The 15,834-nt window shown below is 38.5% G+C and carries 13 protein-coding genes; 10 read left to right on the forward strand and 3 right to left on the reverse strand.

What is annotated here, in order from left to right:
- Positions 1 to 492: 492 nt before the first annotated feature.
- The 10 genes from H7254_RS04005 (at position 493) to H7254_RS04050 (ending at position 11,878) form a co-directional block, all read left to right on the forward strand.
- Complete coding sequence (locus H7254_RS04005) at positions 493 to 1,842, forward strand: sigma-54 dependent transcriptional regulator (RefSeq protein WP_301931756.1); 1,350 nt, start codon at positions 493 to 495, stop codon at positions 1,840 to 1,842.
- A gap of 78 nt (positions 1,843 to 1,920) precedes the next feature.
- Entirely contained in the window at positions 1,921 to 2,739 is an 819-nt protein-coding gene (locus tag H7254_RS04010; protein ID WP_301931757.1) for a response regulator, read from the forward strand.
- 513 nt (positions 2,740 to 3,252) lie between these two features.
- Positions 3,253 to 4,908, forward strand: a complete 1,656-nt coding sequence (locus H7254_RS04015) for a UxaA family hydrolase (protein WP_301931758.1) — start codon at positions 3,253 to 3,255, stop codon at positions 4,906 to 4,908.
- A gap of 116 nt (positions 4,909 to 5,024) precedes the next feature.
- Positions 5,025 to 5,789, forward strand: a complete 765-nt coding sequence (locus tag H7254_RS04020) for an SDR family NAD(P)-dependent oxidoreductase (protein ID WP_301931759.1) — start codon at positions 5,025 to 5,027, stop codon at positions 5,787 to 5,789.
- Between the two features lie 59 nt (positions 5,790 to 5,848).
- A complete protein-coding gene (locus H7254_RS04025; RefSeq protein WP_301931760.1) occupies positions 5,849 to 7,186 on the forward strand; it encodes an alpha-L-fucosidase in 1,338 nt (445 codons plus the stop codon).
- A gap of 9 nt (positions 7,187 to 7,195) precedes the next feature.
- Complete coding sequence (locus H7254_RS04030) at positions 7,196 to 8,056, forward strand: fumarylacetoacetate hydrolase family protein (protein WP_301931761.1); 861 nt, start codon at positions 7,196 to 7,198, stop codon at positions 8,054 to 8,056.
- An 88-nt stretch (positions 8,057 to 8,144) separates the two neighbouring features.
- Positions 8,145 to 8,483: an L-rhamnose mutarotase gene (locus tag H7254_RS04035; RefSeq protein WP_301931762.1), complete on the forward strand. Its 339-nt coding sequence runs from the start codon at positions 8,145 to 8,147 to the stop codon at positions 8,481 to 8,483.
- Positions 8,480 to 9,307, forward strand: coding sequence for an amidohydrolase (locus tag H7254_RS04040; protein ID WP_301931763.1), 828 nt, complete (start codon positions 8,480 to 8,482; stop codon positions 9,305 to 9,307). The genes H7254_RS04035 and H7254_RS04040 overlap by 4 nt, the downstream gene beginning before the upstream one ends.
- A gap of 11 nt (positions 9,308 to 9,318) precedes the next feature.
- Positions 9,319 to 10,101: an SDR family oxidoreductase gene (locus tag H7254_RS04045; RefSeq protein WP_301931764.1), complete on the forward strand. Its 783-nt coding sequence runs from the start codon at positions 9,319 to 9,321 to the stop codon at positions 10,099 to 10,101.
- Between the two features lie 364 nt (positions 10,102 to 10,465).
- Positions 10,466 to 11,878 (forward strand): alpha-L-fucosidase, encoded by a 1,413-nt coding sequence (locus tag H7254_RS04050; RefSeq protein WP_301931765.1) that lies wholly within the window; start codon positions 10,466 to 10,468, stop codon positions 11,876 to 11,878.
- Positions 11,879 to 11,945: 67 nt separating this feature from the next.
- Here the strand turns inward: H7254_RS04050 and H7254_RS04055 are convergent, their stop codons facing one another.
- The 3 genes from H7254_RS04055 to H7254_RS04065 form a co-directional block, all read right to left on the reverse strand.
- Positions 11,946 to 14,609: a PAS domain S-box protein gene (locus H7254_RS04055; RefSeq protein WP_301931766.1), complete on the reverse strand. Its 2,664-nt coding sequence runs from the start codon at positions 14,607 to 14,609 to the stop codon at positions 11,946 to 11,948.
- The gene (locus H7254_RS04060) at positions 14,572 to 15,045 is read right to left on the reverse strand and encodes a response regulator (protein WP_301931767.1); all 474 of its coding nucleotides are present in this window, start codon (positions 15,043 to 15,045) and stop codon (positions 14,572 to 14,574) included. Before H7254_RS04060 ends, H7254_RS04055 begins: the two co-directional genes overlap by 38 nt.
- A gap of 52 nt (positions 15,046 to 15,097) precedes the next feature.
- On the reverse strand, positions 15,098 to 15,834 hold a 737-nt coding region (locus tag H7254_RS04065; RefSeq protein WP_301931768.1), incomplete at its 5' end, for an ATP-binding protein.

Raw genomic sequence — 15,834 nt, forward strand, 5'->3', positions numbered from 1 at the left:
CTGGCCCGCAGCGAAATCAGCATTAAACAGGGTAATTGAAGCCAATTAAAAATACTTGTTTACTGAGCCTGTAACTTTACAAGTCTGCACCAGCACCAACGTATCTTCAAAAAGTTATGCAACACAGTCAATAGTTTTTTCATCAATAGCCCATGCTGTTTGTATGCGTCAAAGGCTATTGATTTAGGCCTTGCTGCAACAGTCTTCCTTCGTTCCTGCTGTTATATTTAGTTTATAACAATTATTTATCTTCCTCTCCTGGCTGTTTCTGCCAAAATGTTTCTTGCGTCTGTAAAATCATACCGGTAATTTTTAAAACAATGCAGCAACACCAACTATCCGATACTAAAAGCAGTCAATCTGCTTTATAAAAATTCTTACTGTATATAAATACTTCCGAAACATAGAAATTCTCCAAAAAAAAGCAATTTTCTTTTCAGAAAAACGTTGAATCTCAGTGTAAATAATGTATTGCTATAATTAATCAATAATATGGAATCATATAAAATATTTATTGTTGAAGATGATCCCTGGTATGGAGAAATACTTGAATACCAGCTTTCACTTAATGCTGATTATGTGGTTAGCCGCTTTGCTACTGGTAAGGAATGCCTGGCCAATATGCATAAGAATCCTGATTTAATTACCGTTGATTTTTCTTTGCCTGATTATACCGGCGATGTTTTATTTAAAAAAATAAGACAGGTAAATGATGCCGTGCCCGTTATCATGATCAGTGGTCAGGAAGATATTTCCGTGGCGGTAAAAATACTTAAACTTGGCGTTACAGATTACCTGGTGAAAGATGAAAATACCAAGGAAATTTTATGGAACGCTGTTATTAAAGTAAGAGAAACCAGCAAGCTTAAAAATGAAGTTGTCGGCCTCAGGGAAGAACTGGGTCAGAAGTTTTCTTTTGATAAAAGTATTAAGGGGCAAAGCCCGGCTTTAAATAAAATATTTGTATTAATGGAGAAGGCTTCCAAAACAAATATCAATGTGTCTGTATCCGGCGAAACCGGCACGGGTAAAGAGGTTGTTGCTAAAGCCATTCATTATAGCAGCGAAAGAAAGCGTAAGCCTTTTGTGGGTGTAAACATGGCGGCTATACCCAAAGAATTGATAGAAAGTGAATTGTTTGGACACGAGAAAGGTGCTTTTACCGGTGCCGTTGCAAGAAAGACAGGTAAGTTTGAAGAAGCCAATGGGGGTACTATTTTTTTAGATGAAATTGCTGAGCTGGATCTTAGCCTGCAAAGCAAAATATTGCGGGTGTTGCAGGAAAGGGAAATTATACGGGTGGGGGGAAATGAAAAAGTAAAACTGGAAGTAAGGCTGATTATTGCAACGCATAAAAATCTTGCAGAAGAAGTAAAAAAAGGAAATTTCCGGGAAGATCTATATTACCGCATTATAGGGCTGCCGATAGAGTTACCTCCTTTGCGGGAAAGAGGAAGCGACATATTGATTTTGGCCAGGCATTTTGCCGATGAGTTTGTAAAAGAAAATAAATTAACCGCCATTGCCATTGCAGGAGATGCCAAAGAAAAACTAATGCGCTATAATTATCCGGGTAATGTAAGAGAGCTAAAAGCAATTATAGACCTGGCGGTAGTGATGTGTAACGGCCAGGAAATAGTAGCGGAAGATATTTCGTATGGTTCTGCCGGCAACGACGAAAATTTTATAAATGAAGAAAAAACATTGCGGCAATATACCTGTTACATTATAAAATATTTTTTAAAAAAATACAACGACGATGTTGTGATGGTGGCTGAAAAATTAGATATTGGCAAATCAACCATTTATAAAATGATTCAGCAAAAAGAAATAAATAAATAACACAATTCAATACTAACTGGCAGTGCGAAAAAATATTACATTTTACAATTTACACTCCTATTTTATCGATTTTATTTTATGAAACCAAGTCAGTATCAATTGAACGAAACAGTTCGGCTATCCGCAAATATGCTGGCAGATAAAAAAATACTTCTGGTGGGTGATGACCGTATGAACCGCCTGGTAACAGCCAACATACTTAAAAAGTATGACGTTATTATTATGGAGGCAGTAAACGGACAGGAAGCTATAGATATTTTAAAATTTACAGTTGTTGATCTTGTGCTGATGGATGTTGAGATGACCATAATGGATGGTATGGAACTAACCGGTATACTCCGTAAAAATATTAGCACAGCCATCCCCGTAATTGGCCTTACCGTAAATGAATTTCCGGAAGATAATGGTAAATGCATGGATGCCGGCATCAACGCTTATTTGTCAAAACCTTTTAAAGAAAAAGCCTTGCTGGATATCGTGACTTTCTGGCTTAACAAAAACCAGGTTGCGGAAAGTTTCACTTCATCCAAGCAGATTGCATTTAATCAGTTGTATAATCTTTCAGACCTTGTAGAATTGAGTGGCGGCAATGATAGTTTTGTAGAAAAAATGGTGCACATGTTTATTGCGCAAACTCCATTACAGATAACGCAAATGGAAGAAAGTTTTTTGCGAAATGATTATCAGGCCATCGGTGGGCTGGCGCATTCAATTAAACCAGTAATTGATAATCTGGGTATTTTATCTTTAAAACATGTTATCAGGGAAATTGAAAAAAAAGGCAAACAGGAAATAAAAGATCCGCAAATAATAGTACTGATCAGCCATGTAAAAAATACTATTAGCCTGGTGGTAGCTGATTTAAAAAAGAAATTTCCGGAACGTCGAAAAAACTAATGGCTATCCTAAATGCCATCTTAAAATATTATGGTAGTAATAAAGCCGGATAAAATTCAAAAATATTTTGCGGGCTCAAATAAAACCGGTGAAAGTTATCATCACTTTCTACATCTTCATATTTTGTAATTTATAACGGTTAATTAAATCTGTATATCAATTCCAAATTTTTATTTTCACTAAATCCGCTGCAGGATAATTATTAGCCAAATTAGGATAATATTGAGGTAAACAAACAGGCAGTTTAGCGGTAGTTTTCCATTGTAAAAAAAAGAGATTTATTGAAGTGACCAGTATGCATACTGGCATAATTTAAAAATGAATGCATGCCCGTTCCTATAAATTGTAACCTGTCAAACACTGAAGTGTACCCTGTTTGGCAGGCAGTATTGACGGAACATAAATTATGGCCATACAGAAATATAAAAATTGTTTATATTGTTGCCTGAATTTGGAAGATACAATGTAGTATCGCATTTCAATTATAAATAAAAAGCTTAAACAGGTTATAATATGTTAGCAAATGGAATAAGAAACCTGGTAGTTAAAATGCACCCGAAAGATAATGTGCTGGTAGCTTTAACAGACCTGGCAAAGGGAGAAAATATTTCTTTTAATGAAGAAAGTTTTTTACTGCAGGATGCCATCAAAGCCAAGCATAAATTCTATACTAATAATCTTATCGCAGGCGATGAGGTAGTTATGTATGGAGTACTGGTGGGCAAGGCGCAACATACGGTTGCAAAAGGCAGCCTGATGACTACCGAAAATATAAAGCATGCAGCCGATCCCTATACTTACCGCCACATTGATTTTAAATGGCAGGCACCGGACATATCTAAATACCAGCACAAAACATTTAATGGATATAAAAGAACAGATGGGCGTGTAGGTACTGCCAATTACTGGTTATTTGTGCCTACCGTATTTTGCGAAAACCGTAACATGGATGTTATACGGGAGGCTTTGCAGAATGAACTGGGCTACGCTGTTACTGATAAATACATTCAATATACTCACCAGTTATTACAGGCTTATCAAAGAGGTGAAAATATTGACAGTGTAGAAGTGCAGTTGAATGCAGGCGGTAACACCAACAGAATTTTTAAAAATGTAGATGGCATAAAATTTTTAAATCACCAGGGAGGCTGCGGAGGTACCCGGCAGGATGCTGCAACACTTAGTGCTTTGCTCGCCGCTTATGCCAATCATCCCAATGTGGGTGGCGTAACTGTTTTAAGCCTTGGCTGCCAGAATTTACAAACTCAGGATTTATTAGCCGATATAAAAAAGCAAAATCCCCAATTTGATAAGCCCCTGTTTATTTTTGAACAACAACAATCAGTTAGTGAAGAACAACTGGTGGCAAACGCCATCAAAAAAACATTTGAAGGGCTGATAGAAATAAATAAACTGCAAAGAACCCCGGCTCCGTTAAGCGATTTATGTTTGGGTGTAAAGTGCGGTGGCAGCGATGGTTTCAGCGGCGTATCCGCTAATCCTGCAGTAGGTTATACTTCTGATTTGCTGGTTGCGTTGGGAGCAAAAGTTTTGTTGGCGGAGTTTCCTGAATTGTGTGGTGCTGAACAAAACCTGGTTGACCGCTGCACAACAGAAGTAGCTGCGAAAAAGTTTATAAGCCTGATGCGTGTATATGATGCGCAGGCTCATAGTGTAGGTTCTGGTTTTCACATGAATCCCTCGCCCGGAAATATAAAAGATGGCTTAATAACAGATGCCATAAAAAGCGCGGGCGCTGCAAAAAAAGGAGGTACTTCACCCGTAGTGGATGTGCTGGATTACACAGAATCTGCTACCCAGGCAGGATTGAATCTTGTTTGCACACCCGGCAATGATGTGGAAGCAACCACCGGAAAAGCAGCAGCAGGCGCTACGTTAATTTTATTTACGACCGGTTTAGGTACACCTACCGGCAACCCTGTTTGCCCTGTAATAAAAGTGGCTACCAATACTATTCTTGCAAAAAAAATGCATGATATTATTGACATTGATTGTGGGCCCATCATTAGTGGCGAAAAAACAATCGAAGAAATGGGGGAAGATATTTTAGACTATTGCATCAAAGCCGCCAGTGGCGAAATAATTCCAAAAGCGGTGCAGTTAAACCAGGATGATTTTATTCCCTGGAAGCGGGGAGTAAGCCTTTAACGAAAGAAATATGAGTTATGAAATATGAGTTATAAAATATGAATTAATGTACATCTCATAACTCACATTTTATATTTTATATTTTGCAACACATTTTATAACTCATAACCAAACACATGTTTTCTCTTCAAAATAAAAAAGCGGTGATCACTGGTGGTGGTAGCGGAATTGGAAAAGCCATTGCGGTATTGTTTGCGCAGCAAGGTGCAGAAGTGCACGTTGTAGAATTAACAGCAGCAAGTGCAGCGGATGCTGTAGCAGAAATTTCAACCAGTGGAAATAAGGTTTTTGCACACGCCTGTAATGTGGTAAACCAGCAGGAAGTGCTGGCAACATTTACACAAATTGGAAAGTTGGATATATTGGTAAACAATGCAGGTATTGCGCATGTCGGCAAGGCTGATACCACCCCTGAAACAGACTTTGACCGCATTATAAATGTAAATGTAAAAGGAGTGTACAATTGCCTGTATGCGGCCATTCCGCAATTGCGCATTTCAGGCGGCGGCATCATTTTAAATATGGCTTCCATTGCAGCACTGGTAGGCCTTCCGGACCGATTTGTGTATTCAACCGCCAAAGGTGCCGTAATGGCAATGACTCTGTCTGTTGCCAGGGATTATATGGCGGAGAATATCCGCTGTAATTCTATTTCACCGGCAAGGGTCCATACCCCTTTTGTGGATGGATTTATTGCCAAAAACTATCCCGGAAATGAAGCAGAGATGTTTGATAAATTGTCTAAAAGTCAACCGATCGGACGGATGGCAAGACCGGAAGAAATTGCCGCACTGGCTTTATATTTATGCAGTGACGAAGCTTCATTTATTACAGGTTGCGATTACCCGATTGATGGGGGCTTTGTAAAGCTGAATAATTAATGTACTATAAAACAGCGTAAATAAATATCGTTTTGAAGATTTAATAATTGCTAAAAAATATGAAAAGAATAAAAAGTATAGTATTGATTTTTAGCCTGGTTGCCATCTCCATTGCAACAAATGCTCAAAACTACATTCCAACTGCAGTAAATATAAAGGCCCGCCAGGAGTTTAGGGATGATAAGTTTGGGCTTTTTATTCACTGGGGACCGTTTAGTATTCCTGGTGCAGGCGAATGGGTAATGAATGACAGAAATATCCCTTACAACAATTATAAAAGGCTGATGGATTTTTTTAATCCCATTGACTTCAATGCCGAACAATGGGTAAGCATGGCCAAAAATGCCGGTATGAAATACATTACCCTTATTACCCGGCACCATGATGGGTTTAGCATGTGGGATACAAAATATTCTGATTACAATATCATGCATTCTCCTTATAAAAAAGACATCGTAAAACTGATGGCAGATGAGTGTCACAAACAAGGGATACAATTGTTTTTATATTATTCTTTGCTGGATTGGGGACGGGATGACTATCCGTATGAAACTGGTAAAACAGGCCAGCATGCAGGCAGAACAGCTAAGAGTGATTATGCAGGCTATCTGCAGTTTATGAAAAACCAGCTCACGGAATTATTAACCAATTACGGTACAATCGGCGGCATCTGGTTTGACGGTCATTGGGATCAGACACAGCCTGAAGGAAGCGCAGACCGTACGTCAAGAATCAATTGGAAATATGATGAAATTTACGGCCTTATTCACCGCCTGCAGCCGCAGGCTTTAATTGGCAATAATCACCATCTCACCCCATTTCCCGGAGAAGATTTTCAGATGTTTGAAAAAGATCTGCCCGGCGAAAATAAATCAGGACTTAGTTTTCAGGAAGCTTCCCTGCAATTACCGGTTGAAACCTGTGAAACCATGAATAATTCCTGGGGTTTTAACCTTGCGGATAATAATTATAAATCGGTAAAGCAACTAATTCATTACCTGGTAAAAGGTGCAGGCAGGGATGCTAATTTTTTATTGAACGTTGGCCCAATGCCCAATGGAAAAATACAGCCGGAGTTTACCGATACGTTAAAGGCAATCGGGCAATGGATGCAGGTGAACGGCGAAACAATTTATGGTACCAGAGGCAATATTTATCCTCCTCAGGATTGGGGTGTGGTTACTGTAAAAAACAAAACGTATTATGTGCATGTACTTCAGCCGCCAGCACAAAATTATATTTTTATGCCGGGGTTTAAAGGAAAAATTTTGTCAGCTTCAGGCAGATCTGATAAAAAAAGTATAAAATTTAAACAACAGCCGGAAGGTGCTTTTCTTTATTTGGATGGTGTGCAGACTAATGCGATTGATACGATCATTGAATTACAATTACAATAAACTACAACGATGAAACTGATTAGATTTGGCGAACCTGGCAAAGAAAAACCTGGTATTTTAAAAGAGGGTAAAAGATGGGATGTATCTGCTGTTGTAACAGATTATAATGAAGATTTTTTTGAAAACGATGGCCTGGCGAAACTAAAAAATGCCATTGAAACGGGTACTCCTTTTCCACAAGTAGATGCAACGTTAAGGCTTGGCGCTCCGGTGGCAAGGCCCTCAAAAATAATTTGTATTGGATTAAATTATGTGGATCACTGCATTGAAACCAACGCTCCCATACCAGCAGAACCCATCATCTTTTTTAAATCAACTACTGCTCTCTGCGGTCCGGATGATGATCTTATTATTCCTAAAAACAGCGTCAAAACAGACTGGGAAGTAGAGCTTGCTTTTGTGATAGGTAAAAAAGCCAGTTATGTAGAAGAAGCAGATGCAATGCAGTATGTAGCGGGTTATTGTTTGCACAACGATTACAGTGAAAGAGCATTTCAGCTGGACCGTGGCGGCCAGTGGGCCAAGGGAAAAGGTTGTGATACATTTGCACCACTTGGTCCTTTTTTGGCAACACCAGATGAAGTGGCTGATGTAAATAATTTACCGATGTGGTTAACGGTAAATGGAAAAAAATATCAAAACAGCAATACGCTGAACCTTGTTTTTAAAATTCCTTTTCTGGTACATTATCTAAGTCAGTTTATGACGCTGCTGCCAGGCGATGTAATCAGTACCGGCACACCTCCCGGCGTTGGCCTTGGCATTAAACCAGCACCGGTATATATCAGGGCAGGCGATGTAATTGAATTGGGTATTGAAGGATTGGGAACTAGCAGACAGCTTGCTGTAGCATACGATCAATTTAATTAATAATTAATAATTAATAATTGATAATTAATAAAACATCGGGCTTTTAAGGCGCACTAATAATTCATATTTCATAATTCATATTTCAGTAATGGCTTCACAAAAATACTGCCTTGCATTGGATTTAAAAGATGATCCTACGCTAATAGCGGAATACAAAGTTTATCATCAAAAAGGGGTGCCGGCTGTAATTGCAAGCATTAAAGAAGCGGGTATTAGCGTTATGGATATTTATTTAATCGGTAACCGTATGTTTATGATCATTGAGGCGAATGAGCATTTTTCTTTTGAAAAAAAATCGGCTATGGATGCCGGTAATGCAATTGTGCAGGAATGGGAATCATTGATGTGGAAATATCAACAGGCATTGCCCTGGGCGCAAAATGGAGAAAAATGGATGCTGATGGAAAAAATATTTGAATTGCCATGAGAATAGACAGTCACCAGCATTTTTGGAAATACAATCCTGTAAAGGATGCGTGGATAACAGACGATATGAAAGTTATTCAGCGTAATTTTTTACCGGTTGATTTATGGCCGTTGCTGCAACTAAATAATGTGGATGGATGTGTGGCAGTACAGGCAGAGCAAAGCGAAAATGAAACTGATTTTTTGTTACAGCTGGCTGGTGAAAATGACTGGATAAAAGGAGTAGTTGGCTGGGTGAATTTAAGCGCAGTTAACCTGGAGGAAAGGTTGCAACATTTTTCACAATACGAAAAATTGAAAGGCTTTCGCCACATTGTACAGGCAGAACCAGCCAATGATTTTTTACTGAGTGCAGATTTCTGCAAGGGAATTGCGCAACTTTCAAAATATAATTTCACCTACGATATTCTCGTTTTTCCACGCCAGTTAAAATATGTTCCTGCATTTGTAGCGCAGTTTCCGCAACAGGCTTTTGTAATTGATCATCTGGCAAAGCCGGATTTTATAAAGGCAGATTTCGAAGAGTGGGAAAACGCCATGAAGGCAGTAGCTGCTTACCCGAATGTGCATTGCAAAGTGTCGGGCATGGTTACAGAAGCCAATTGGAATACCTGGACAATTGAAGATTTTTCTTATTGCCTGGATGTAGTTACAGAAGCGTTTGGTATTGACCGGCTGCTGTTTGGCAGTGACTGGCCGGTATGTTTGCTGGCGGCATCCTACCAGGAAACCTGCAATATTGTTCATCGTTATTTTATGCAGTTTTCTATGGAAGAGCAGGGTAAACTCTGGGGCAAAAATGCAGTTGATTTTTATCATTTATAAAAAAAATAAAAATGGATTTACAGTTAAGCGACAAAGTAATTATAGTAACCGGTGGCGCTAAAGGTATTGGCCTTGGTATAAGTAAAGTGCTGGCAGCCGAAGGAGCCATCCCTTTTATTATTGGCAGAAATGAAGCAGACAATATTGCCGCAGTAAAGGAAATTGAAGCCGCAGGCGGACAAGCAAAATATGTAACTGCAGAATTAGTAAAACCCGGAGATTGTGAGCAGGCAGTACAACAGGTTATTGCAACTTTTGGCCGCATTGATGGTGTAGTAAATAACGCAGGTGTAAATGACGGGGTTGGCCTTGAAAATGGTAATTATGAATCTTTTATAGCATCGGTGCATAAAAATCTGGTACATTATTATTTGATAGTACACTATGCATTACCTGAATTAAAAAAATCGAAAGGTGCTATTGTAAATATTGGGTCTAAAACGGCGGAAACCGGCCAGGGCAGCACTTCTGCATATGCAGCTTCCAACGGCGGACGTAGTGCTTTAACGAGAGAATGGGCGGTTGAATTATTGCCCTATGGTATTCGCGTTAATGCAGTAATTGTAGCGGAGTGTTTTACGCCATTGTACGAAACATGGATTAAAACATTTAGTAATTGGCAGGAAAAACTTCAGGAAATTACTCAGAAAATTCCTTTGGAAAAAAGGATGACCACCGCAGAGGAAATTGCCAACATGGTAGCTTTTTTATTGTCAGAAAAATCGAGCCATACTACCGCACAACTGATACATGTGGATGGAGGGTATACGCACCTGGACAGAGCTATCAGTTAATTAATAATTAATAATGCGAAGACTTCGAATGTTTATTTAGAGTTTACTATAAATTAGTTGTACACACATTTTATATTTTATGTTGAGCGGTGTAACTTAATAAAAATTATGTAATAAATAGGTAACCTTAATGCCGTTTTACAGATGAGCCTGTAGTTAAAATAATAAGAGCTCCAAAAAATATATTGGGATTTTCTATTGAGATTGTACTTCAAAAAAATGAATTTCATCCGGTTTATAAAATCGCTTTTATCGTTTTTAATTATTGGAGGCAATCATGAAACAGAATTTTAATAATACAACTACTGCCACTTGAATATATTCTGGCATCTTATAAATGTTCATCTTCTTAATCATTTAATGTATGAAACAATTATTGATATTAATTTTATTGACAATTATTTTTATGCCTTCCTTTGCGCAGCAGGTTCCAGCATTTGGACCGCTGCCAACTGCTTCTCAACTGGCATGGCACGAAACAGAATATTACTGGTTTATACATTTTGGTCCCAATACATTTACCGACAAAGAATGGGGCCACGGTGATGAACCGGAAGATATTTTTAATCCTACGCAACTGGATTGCCGCCAATGGGCAAGAACCGCCAGGGCTGCCGGCGCAAAAGGTATTATCCTTACGGCTAAACATCATGATGGATTTTGTTTGTGGCCCAGCAAATATTCAACACATACTGTAAGGGAAAGCAAATGGAGAAACGGCAAGGGAGATGTAGTGAAAGAATTATCATTGGCATGTAAGGAATATGGGTTGAAGTTTGGGGTGTACCTTTCGCCCTGGGACCGCAATCATCCTAAATATGGCACACCGGCTTATAACCAGGTATTTGTGAATATGATGACGGAAATATTTAAAAATTACGGCCCTATCTGGGAGTTTTGGTGGGATGGTGCCAATGGCGAAGGTCCTAACGGAAAAAAACAGGTTTACGATTGGCCATTGTTTAGAGAAACAGTTAAAAAATTATCCCCCAATACCGTGGTGTTTAGTGATATTGGTCCGCAAATAAGATGGGTAGGAAATGAGAGCGGTTTTGCAGGGACTACCAACTGGAATTTATTAAATGTAAGTGGATTTACTGCCGGTGCAGGAGCACCTTCTACCGACACTTTAAACAGCGGTAATATTTACGGAGAAAAATGGATCCCTGCAGAGTGTGATGTAAGCATACGGCCCGGTTGGTTTTACCATAAAGAAGAAGATGAAAAAGTAAAATCACCGGAAGCATTGTTTAACCTGTACCTGAAATCTGCCGGCAGGGGATCTACCCTATTGCTAAATGTACCGCCCGACAGAAGAGGATTAATCAATGGGTATGACTCTGCAGCTTTGATGGGTTTTAGAAAATTACGGGAAAATAGTTTCAGACAAAACCTGTTAGCAAATTCATCGGTGGCAATTAAAATTAGCGGTAAGGGCAAACGCATTACGTCGCTTACAGACGGCAAACAAACCACGTATGAAAAGCTGGATTCCATGAGCATACAATTTAAAACTGCTACAACCATTAATGCAATTATGTTACAGGAGCCAATTCAGATGGGGCAGCGTATAATAAAATTCAGGTTGCTGTTACAGGATAAAAATGGAACCACCATTAAAGAGCTGACAGCTACTACTGTTGGAAGAAAACGCATCCTGAGTTTCCCTTCAGTAACAGCTTCTAAAATACAAGTGATGATTGATGATGCAAAAGCAACACCACTCATAAGTGAAGTAGCGGCTTACCATATCAACGAACAATTGATTGAGCAATAATTAGTCATTGTAACAACAACATTGCTTAAACCCTTGCATTAAAAAATATGCAGGGGTCTTTCTTTTATTACAAAGGAATTTCTACAATAATTTCGCAACCATTGCCAGGAGAAGAGTTTAAAAAGAAATTACCTGAAAACAATTGAGAACGTTTTTTTATGTTGCTGAGGCCAATACCATTTTTACTGTGTTTTGTATCAAAACCGATTCCGTTATCGTAAATCCTTAACTGGATGGCATTGCTTTGCAGCCGCAAAGAAACTTCAATAACAGTAGCTTTGGCGTACTTCATGATGTTATTTAACTGCTCCTGCAATATCCGGTATAAATTCAATTGTATATCACCTATAATTTCTAGCTCATCCACCTCTTTAATAATGAATTTTATTTTATACTGATTGTTTAAATTAATACTTTTAAGCAATGATGTAAACGTTTCTTTTAACGAGTTATCATCAACGGAAACAGGCGAAAGGCGGTGCGATAATTTTCTTATTTCGTTGATAGCCAGGTGGATGTTGCTCATTGAAGTATCCACCCATTCTTTTTGTTCTGATAGGGGTTTTACTTTCGTCATACCCAGGTTTAGCAATACACCTGCCAGTATCTGGTTTACATTATCATGCAGTTCGGCTCCAATCTGCGATCGCTCCTGTTCCTGGGCATTCATAATGGCTTTTGTAATTTCCTGATCTCTTCTAATGTTTTCTGTTACATCTCTCGCAATAGCTATCCAATGGGTATACCAGCCTTTTTCGTTTGCAACAGGGTTTACCGAAAAATAGTTCCAGAATTCGTCGCCATTTTTTTTGTAGTTAATAATGGTCATTTCACAGGGTTCCCATCTTTTCATTGCATTTGCAAAACGTTTTATTTCTTTTTTATCCGACTTTGCCCCCTGTAGTATGGCAGGGGTTTTGCCAATCATCTCAGCCGCTGTATATCCCGTCATTTTTGTAAATGCTTCATTTACGTATACGATTTTTGCACCCCTTTCATCAATGGAAGCGGCTGCTGCGTCAGTAATTATAACGGTATCGTTTGTATTGGTAATTACAGATTCCAGCAATTTAAGCTGGTGTTCTTCTTCTTTTTTTTTGGTAACATCCTGCATTGCACCAATCATGCGGGAGGCAGTATTGTCTTTATCCAGCAGTAAAAAACCTGAATCAAACAGGTGCCTGTATAGACCATCCCCACATAAAAAGCGGTATTCATCCTGCCATTTTACAATTTTATTTTTAACATGCCGGCGCATACTTTCTACAACCCTTTCAGCATCATCCGGATGAATTTTTTGACTCCACCATTGTGTGTCGGTAGTATCATTTAATTCATGGTAACCTAATACGGCTCCCAAACCTTTGTTCCAGAAAATTTGCCCGGTTTTTATATTCCAGTCCCAGATTATGTCGCTGGTGGCTTTCGCAACAACATTATACCTTTCATTGGACTTGGTAATATCTTCCGCTGCATCCTTGTTCTCTATTAAAATGCCCACCAGGCTGGCGGCTCTTTCCAGTAAATTGATATGATAAGGTTGAGGATGTTTGATACTTTTAAAATAAGCTGCAACGCTGCCGATAATTTTACCATTGCTTTTTTTTATAGGTACCGCCCAGCAGGCCTTAAATCCAAATGCTTGTATAACAGAGGCGTAATCAACCCACAAGAGGTCTGTATCTATATCGGGTACAATAACGGTTTTACCGGTGTACATAGCAGTGCCACAAGAACCTGCCAAAGGGCCAATTGACATTCCGTTAATGGCCTTCAGGTAGGCAGGAGGCATAGAACCGCCTGCCAGCGTTACGATCGTATTATTTTCTGTCAGTTGTAACATCGAACAAAAAGAAGTGGGTACTATCTGTTCTATATTTTCTATTAATTTATTTAAAACCTCCAGGAAAGGAATACCTGTGGCATTCGATTTATATACTTCTTTTTCAAAAGCTAAAATATTTTTTTGATAAACGTTTGCGGTAATATCATTGCTCAATACCAGGCATGCTTTATTATCGTTAAAATAAATTTCACTACTCTGAATTTCCACATCAATCAATTCGCCATTCTTCTTAAGATGCCTGTAAATACTTTTCAGATTTTTTGAATTTTCAATGCGGGTAATTACCTCCTCCATTCTGGCCACTTCTTCCGAAGGTTTTATATCGTTCACCGTCATTGATAAAAACGCTTCTTTTGAATAACCGTAATGTTCAATAGCGGCCTTATTTACATTTAAAAATTTAAGTGTTTCCTGCCCATATACCCACATAGGGATAGGACTTAGATCAAACAGGTTGTGGTATTTTTTTTCTGAATCTTTTAATTCATTGTTGATACGTCTTCTTTCTACACTATAGGCAATGCTTTTATGCAACTGGGCAGCATTTAGTTCGTCTTTTAACAGGTAATCAGCAATGCCCAATGCCAGGGTTTTTATACCGAAATCTTTATCAGCATACCCGGTTAATACAATTACAGGAATGGTGCCGGCCAGGCGTACCATTTCAGTTACTAATAATTTACCGTTGGCATCAGGCAGCGAAAGATCTAGCAGAATGGCATCAAAATGCACGGGGACATCTAATTTTATTTTGGCTGCTCCAAAAGTTTTTGCGTGTTCAATTACGGGCGTTGCAAATTCTTCACACAGGTAATCCTGTATCAACATAAAATCGCCTGGGTTATCTTCAACGATTAATATATGCTGGCTGGTAAAATATTCCATAACATAGGGGTTTTAAAGAAAGTTGTACATGGTTGATCCAAAAAGTTTTAATAGAGGATACCGCTTTTATGAAGTCATCTGCATCAGGCGCTTTGATTAAATAATAGTTGGCAAAATGTTTACAGGCCACAAGGGTATCTTTATCAGATGGCGAAGAAGGCAGCATAATTACTGGTATGTGTTTAAGTTGCTGCTTTGCTTTTATGTTCTGTAAAACTTTATATCCGTTCATTTTTGATAAATTAATATCCAGTAAAATAAGATGGGGTTGCAGTACTTTTTCAGCGGGAGATTTTTTTTTCAAAAAATAAATGGCCTTTTTGCCATTTTTTATCATAGAAATGTTATCAACGATTTCGCCCTGGGTTAAGGCTTCGCTAGTTAGCATAATATCGCCTTCATTCTCTTCTGTCAGCAGTATATTTATTGGCTCCATCAATTACCTTTTTACTTTTTCAAATTTACCTGTAAAATCATATACTGTGCATTTACCCCGTTATTAGCGAAAGCTCTATTTTAGGAAGGGTAAAGCAAAAAGTGCTTCCTTGCCCTGCCACCGATTCTACCCATAATTTGCCTTTATGATTTTCAATTATTTTTTTACAAATAGCTAAGCCAATACCTGTGCCAGAAAATTCATCTTTATTGTGCAGCCTTTGAAATATAACAAATATTTTATTAAAATATTCCGGATCAATTCCGATGCCATTATCGGCAATTTTAAATTGCCAGTAGTCTTCAAATGAAGCGGCAGTAATTGTTATTTCCGGCATGCTATCTGGGTGCTGGTATTTGACAGCGTTGCCGATAAAGTTTTGAAATAGCTGGTGAATGGGAATTTTAGCAGCTATTATTTCAGGCATATCATTCCATGAAATGTTCACCTTTTTATTTTCAGTTGTATGGCTGTAAATATTTACCATTTCATTCAGCAGCAGGTTGATATTGATTTTTTCGTATTGGTATTTTTGCCAACCCAGTCTTGAATATTCGAGTAAATCCAGGATAATTTTTCGCATACGCACCGCACCATCTACTGCAAAGTTGATATAGATACGACCGGTTTCATCCAGTAGAGGGTCATATTTCTTTTGTATCTGGCTTAAAAAACTGGTTACCATTCTTAATGGTTCCTGTAAGTCGTGCGATGCTATATATGCAAACTGTTCCAGCTCGGCATTTGAGCTGACCAGCTCGGCTGCTCTTTTGTTTAATTGTTCATTTA

This window comes from Ferruginibacter sp. (genome assembly GCF_014377975.1).
Classification (GTDB): domain Bacteria; phylum Bacteroidota; class Bacteroidia; order Chitinophagales; family Chitinophagaceae; genus Ferruginibacter.

Bases quoted from the DNA above. Each gene is read 5' to 3' on its own strand.
- H7254_RS04005 (WP_301931756.1), top strand. From the start codon at position 493: ATGGAATCATATAAAATATTTATTGTTGAAGATGATCCCTGGTATGGA.
- H7254_RS04010 (WP_301931757.1), top strand. From the start codon at position 1,921: ATGAAACCAAGTCAGTATCAATTGAACGAAACAGTTCGGCTATCCGCA.
- H7254_RS04015 (WP_301931758.1), top strand. From the start codon at position 3,253: ATGTTAGCAAATGGAATAAGAAACCTGGTAGTTAAAATGCACCCGAAA.
- H7254_RS04020 (WP_301931759.1), top strand. From the start codon at position 5,025: ATGTTTTCTCTTCAAAATAAAAAAGCGGTGATCACTGGTGGTGGTAGC.
- H7254_RS04025 (WP_301931760.1), top strand. From the start codon at position 5,849: ATGAAAAGAATAAAAAGTATAGTATTGATTTTTAGCCTGGTTGCCATC.
- H7254_RS04030 (WP_301931761.1), top strand. From the start codon at position 7,196: ATGAAACTGATTAGATTTGGCGAACCTGGCAAAGAAAAACCTGGTATT.
- H7254_RS04035 (WP_301931762.1), top strand. From the start codon at position 8,145: ATGGCTTCACAAAAATACTGCCTTGCATTGGATTTAAAAGATGATCCT.
- H7254_RS04040 (WP_301931763.1), top strand. From the start codon at position 8,480: ATGAGAATAGACAGTCACCAGCATTTTTGGAAATACAATCCTGTAAAG.
- H7254_RS04045 (WP_301931764.1), top strand. From the start codon at position 9,319: ATGGATTTACAGTTAAGCGACAAAGTAATTATAGTAACCGGTGGCGCT.
- H7254_RS04050 (WP_301931765.1), top strand. From the start codon at position 10,466: ATGAAACAATTATTGATATTAATTTTATTGACAATTATTTTTATGCCT.
- H7254_RS04055 (WP_301931766.1), bottom strand. From the start codon at position 14,609: ATGGAATATTTTACCAGCCAGCATATATTAATCGTTGAAGATAACCCA.
- H7254_RS04060 (WP_301931767.1), bottom strand. From the start codon at position 15,045: ATGGAGCCAATAAATATACTGCTGACAGAAGAGAATGAAGGCGATATT.